Source organism: bacterium (assembly GCA_018830565.1).
Lineage (GTDB): Bacteria > UBA9089 > JAHJRX01 > JAHJRX01 > JAHJRX01 > JAHJRX01.
Genome location: JAHJRX010000039.1, coordinates 1 through 3,998, shown reverse-complemented (window position 1 = coordinate 3,998; position 3,998 = coordinate 1). Strand labels below are relative to the sequence as shown.

Sequence of the window (3,998 nt, the reverse complement as noted above, 5' to 3'; positions counted from 1 at the left end):
ATTTTAAGTAAAGTGGTCTTGCCTGCTCCAGAGGGTCCATAAATTATCGCAAAGTCTCCTCGATCAAATTTAATATTAATCTTAGTTAAAGCAGGAGAAAGATTATTATAACTCTTAAAAAGATCGTACATTTGAATCATAGGATCAGATATATCTTGTTAATTAGACTTTACTTTTAACTTAATACTTCTCTGACTGTTTGAGCTATATGAAGTCCAGTCAGCTTAAAGTATTCTAAAAGCTCATTAGGTGTAGCCGAAAATCCAAAAACATCAGGAATGCCAATTCTTCTCATCGGCACAGGAACACTTTCTCCTAATATCTCAGCCACTGCTCCTCCTAATCCTCCTATAACGGTATGTTCTTCGGCGGTAATAATAACTTTGGTTTCTCGAGCGGCTTTAATAATTACTTCTTTATCAATAGGCTTAATGGTGCTCATATTAATAACTCGAGTAGATATTCCTTCTTTTTCTAAAATTAAAGCAGCCTTTAATGACTCTGAAATCATCAGCCCAACAGCAATAATAGTCACATCATTACCTTCCCTTAAAGTGACTGCTTTTCCAATTTGAAACTGGTAATCTTCTTTTAAGACGATAGGAAATTTAGCTCGTCCTAAACGAATATAAAAAGGACCAGAAGTTTCAACGGCTTTAATAATAGCTCTTTCAGTTTCAATACCATCAACAGGAACAATCACCGTCATATTAGGTAAACTTCTCATCAAGGTTACATCTTCTATAGCTTGGTGAGAAGCACCGTCTTCGCCTACTGAAAGGCCAGCATGAGTTACTACTATCTTGACATTTAAGTTAGTCCAGCAAATAGAATCTCTAACTTGTTCAAAACATCGAGCGCTTCCAAAAATAGCAAAGGTACTAGCAAAGACAATCTTCCCACAAGTAGCTAACCCCGCCGCCATTCCCATCATATTAGCTTCAGCTATTCCTAAATTAAAAAACCGCTCAGGATAATCTCGGGCAAACCAAGAAGTTCGAGTCGAAGATGAACAATCTGCATCTAAAACGATAATATTTGGATACTGAGAACCTATCTTTTGTAAAGTCTTTCCATATACATCCCTGGTAGCAACTTCTTTATCCATTATCTCTCTACCTTTCTTTCCTCTTGAAACTCTTTTAAAGCTCTTTTAAAGCTCTTTCACATTCTTCGCTGGTAGGTGCTACCCCGTGATAATTTACCATTCCTTCCATAAAAGAAACTCCTTTTCCCTTTACAGTATGAGCAATAATCATCGTAGGTTTATTTTTGATCTCTTTTGCTTCTTGGCAAGCTTTTAAAACTTCTTCCATCTTATTTCCATCTATCTCGATACTATGCCAACCAAAAGCTCTCCATTTATCTGAAATTGGATTAATATTCATCACCTCTTCTACCTTCCCATCTATTTGTAATTTATTATAATCTAAAAAAGCACATAGATTGTCTAATTTATAGTGGGCAGCGCTCATAGCTGCTTCCCAAACTTGACCTTCTTGAACTTCTCCATCACCTAAAATTACATAAACTCGATAATCTTTTCGATCGTACTTGCCAGCTAAGGCTATGCCGCCACCAACGGAAAGACCTTGTCCTAAAGAACCAGAAGAAATTTCCAATCCCACTGTTTTAGTCATATCAGGATGCCCCTGAAGAGAGCTATTAAACTTTCTAAGAGTCATAAGTAATTCCTGGTCAAAATATCCAGAGAGAGCTAAAGCTGCATATTGAGCGGGAACACAATGTCCTTTAGATAAAATAAAACGGTCTCGATCTGGCCATTTAGGATTCATAGGATCATGTTTCATTACTTTAAAATATAAAGCGGTAACCAGATCAACTACAGAAAGCGAACCACCTGTATGACCCGATCCTGCTTTGGTAAGCATCTTAATTATTAATATTCTTATCTCTCTGGCTATTTCTTTCAATTCTTTAACTGTTCTTTTCAAGGCTTCCTCCTTATAGAATTAACCAATTTTATTATAACATCTAACTATTATTTTTCAATCTTTATTTTGGCTTGACAGTCTGAAAGTTTTACCGGAGATAAACTGGTGCTTTTCCTCGCAGCCTAACTCCGATACAATTTGTTTGAATACAAAAAAACAAGGAATTAAACTCATTTTTCTTTGAAAATGTGGAAAAAGAAGGAATTACCCTATGAGAATAGAATTGACCAACGCAAAAAATACTTTCGGAGTTTAACGATAAATAAAGGTTAAATTTTTGACATAAATTCAGGGGAATAAAGAGGTGTTTTGGTGTAAGAAATTTATACTTAAACGATTACAAAAAATAGAAGGAAATGAAGACTTGATCACTTCCTTCTATTTTTAAGTGAGTAAACTTAAGTGAATAAAGTAAATTAAGTAAATAAAGTAAATTAAGTAAATAAAGTAAAGCTTTAAATAAGTAAAGCTATCCTTATAAAACAGCTTGTTTTAAAGCTTCCCCAGCTCGAAAAACAGGAACCTTCTTGGCAGGAATATCTATAGCTTCTCCATTTTGAGGGTTTCTGCCTCTTCTAGCAGGCCTTTCCTTTACTTCAAAGCTTCCAAAGCCAATAAGTTGAACCTTATCTCCTTCTGACAAAGAGTCCTTAATAGTGTCTAAGACGCAATTAACAACTTCTCCAGCCTTCTTTTTAGTTAGACCTATATCTGCTACGGCATTAATTAAATCTACTTTGGTCATCTTATCTTTTCACCTCCTTTCTATATTAAGATGTATTTTAGAAGTAATATAACTTTTGAAACTCAAGAAATTATATTATCCTTTTTTAACCTCTATCCCTTTCTAACTCTGCCTTTGGATCCCGTAACATTAATTCTCTAACGGTTGTTTTTGGATCCTTTCCTTGATAAAGGATATAAAAAACTTGCTCGCAAATAGGAAGTTCTATCTTAGTCTGAAAGGCTAATTCATAAACCGACTTTGCGGTCTTAACTCCTTCTGCCACCATGGTCATTTTAGACAAAGCTTCTTCTAATGAATTTCCCTTACCAATTAATTCTCCAAAAAGTCTATTGCGGCTATGTTTACTTAGACAAGTAACTATTAAATCACCCATCCCAGAAAGACCAGCAAAAGTATGGGCATTAGCACCTAATGCTACTCCAAGACGAGTAATTTCAGCTAATCCACGAGTTATTAAAGCTGCTTTAGTGTTGTCACCTAATCCTAAACCATCGCATATACCCACCGCTATCGCGATGACATTCTTTAAAGCTCCTCCTAATTCTACGCCTACCAAATCTTTTGAAGTGTAAACTCTAAAATAAGGAGAGATAAATAACCTTTGAATTTCTTCAGCATCTTCTGTCTTAGAAGATGAAACTACCACGGAAGTAGGTATATTTCTACTTACTTCTTCAGCATGGCTTGGTCCTGAAAATACCACCACTTTTTCTTTAAATTGAGGTAAGACTTCCTCAATAATTTGAGATGGTCTCAAAAAAGTGTCATTCTCTATCCCTTTAATAACTGAAATAATCTTTTTATCTTCACGGCAACTTTTTATTTTTCTTAAAGTATCTCTTAAAAAATGAGAAGGAATAGCAAATATTATATATTCTCCTTCTTCTATGGCCTGGTTAAGGTCAAAAGTAAAAGATATATCCTTAGGCAGAGGAACACCAGGAAGACACCTTTTATTTTCTAACTCTTCCTTGATCTTGGCTAAATGGTCTTTAAGAAAATCCCATAATCTTACTTGATGACCATTTTGATAAAGTAAAATACTTAAGGCTGTACCCCAAGAACCCGCACCAATTAAGGAAATTTTAGCTTTTTGATGATTAATCTTGCCCATCCTACCATATTAAGTAAAATATTGTCAAGAATTTTTTAAAAAATGTAACAGCAAAATGAAAATGTCCTGTTTTCCGTTAAATAGAAATGTCCTATTTTGTATTAGATAAAAATGATCTTTTATATGGGTTTATTTTAAACTTCCTCCAAGGGTGATCCAATGGAAGAATATGCACCTTTCT

General features: G+C 34.6%; 4 protein-coding genes. All 4 read right to left on the bottom strand.

The window, feature by feature from the left end; genetic code table 11:
• Positions 1–175 precede the first annotated feature (175 nt).
• The 4 genes from KJ849_03065 to KJ849_03050 all read right to left on the bottom strand — a co-directional run bounded on the left by KJ849_03065 (position 176) and on the right by KJ849_03050 (position 3,817).
• Positions 176–1,108: a transketolase family protein gene (locus tag KJ849_03065; protein MBU2599540.1), complete on the bottom strand. Its 933-nt coding sequence runs from the start codon at positions 1,106–1,108 to the stop codon at positions 176–178.
• Positions 1,109–1,142: 34 nt separating this feature from the next.
• On the bottom strand, positions 1,143–1,955 hold the full coding sequence (locus tag KJ849_03060; protein MBU2599539.1) for a transketolase: 813 nt from the start codon (positions 1,953–1,955) through the stop codon (positions 1,143–1,145).
• A 475-nt stretch (positions 1,956–2,430) separates the two neighbouring features.
• A complete protein-coding gene (locus tag KJ849_03055) occupies positions 2,431–2,700 on the bottom strand; it encodes an HU family DNA-binding protein (GenBank protein MBU2599538.1) in 270 nt (89 codons plus the stop codon).
• 85 nt (positions 2,701–2,785) lie between these two features.
• Entirely contained in the window at positions 2,786–3,817 is a 1,032-nt protein-coding gene (locus KJ849_03050) for an NAD(P)H-dependent glycerol-3-phosphate dehydrogenase (GenBank protein MBU2599537.1), read from the bottom strand.
• Positions 3,818–3,998 lie beyond the last annotated feature (181 nt).

Excerpts from the sequence above, each read along its gene's own strand:
- KJ849_03055 (MBU2599538.1), bottom strand. The coding sequence starts at position 2,700 with ATGACCAAAGTAGATTTAATTAATGCCGTAGCAGATATAGGTCTAACT.
- KJ849_03065 (MBU2599540.1), bottom strand. The coding sequence starts at position 1,108 with ATGGATAAAGAAGTTGCTACCAGGGATGTATATGGAAAGACTTTACAA.
- KJ849_03050 (MBU2599537.1), bottom strand. The coding sequence starts at position 3,817 with ATGGGCAAGATTAATCATCAAAAAGCTAAAATTTCCTTAATTGGTGCG.